This is a genomic window from Vibrio sp. 1641, from assembly GCF_033339995.1.
GTDB lineage: Bacteria > Pseudomonadota > Gammaproteobacteria > Enterobacterales > Vibrionaceae > Vibrio > Vibrio alginolyticus.
In genome coordinates this window covers 1-649 of the sequence record NZ_JAWOVP010000239.1, presented here as the reverse complement: position 1 = coordinate 649, position 649 = coordinate 1, and the positions used below count along the sequence as shown (strand labels likewise).

General features: G+C 49.0%; 1 protein-coding gene. It reads right to left on the bottom strand.

Annotation, left to right across the window (positions count from 1 at the left end; genetic code table 11):
- Nucleotides 1-44: 44 nt before the first annotated feature.
- A partial coding sequence (locus R7Z47_RS25265; protein WP_318130819.1) for a DUF4010 domain-containing protein occupies nt 45-649 on the bottom strand: 605 nt, incomplete at its 5' end.

The window sequence follows — 649 nt, the reverse complement described above, 5'->3', positions numbered from 1 at the left end:
GGGCTTTTTTGTTGTTCAAGACACACGGTTTAGAAAACAGATACTCAATACAAGACAAAGAACATCAGTGCCCCAACGGCAACACATCCCACCATCACAGGCGCGACCCTAAGCCATAATTTTTTGTCTCCTATCGCGACAACCATACTCATCTTAACAATGGTATTGACCGATGCGGCAATTAAGATACCCAGCGCGGCGGTGGTTACGCTCAATATTTGGATGCTCTGACGACCGAGCGCCAAGGAAATCGCGTCTACATCCGTAATCCCTGAAAGGGCCGATAAAATTAAGACACCCGCATTACCGAACCACTCAGCAAGCGCATGTGACAGCAGTATAATCACCGCCAGCATCATCCCAAAAAACAGCGCCGATTGCAGTGCGAGTGGGTTGCTCTGTTTGTTCGATTGTTCGATCTGTTCCACTTCACTCCGCCGCCATATCCACCAAGCAGGCAAATACAGCGCCGCCATCATGGCCATCACAATCGGCCATAGTAACGAGACAAGTTGAGGATTAATCACAAACAGAATAATCAACAGCCGAGGAAACATGGTGCCGCAACTCAGGAGTATGCCACTAGCAAGCAATGGGCTGATATTGGCTTGCTCCCGAGAAAGATGGGAAAACTGCAGTGTTAACGCCG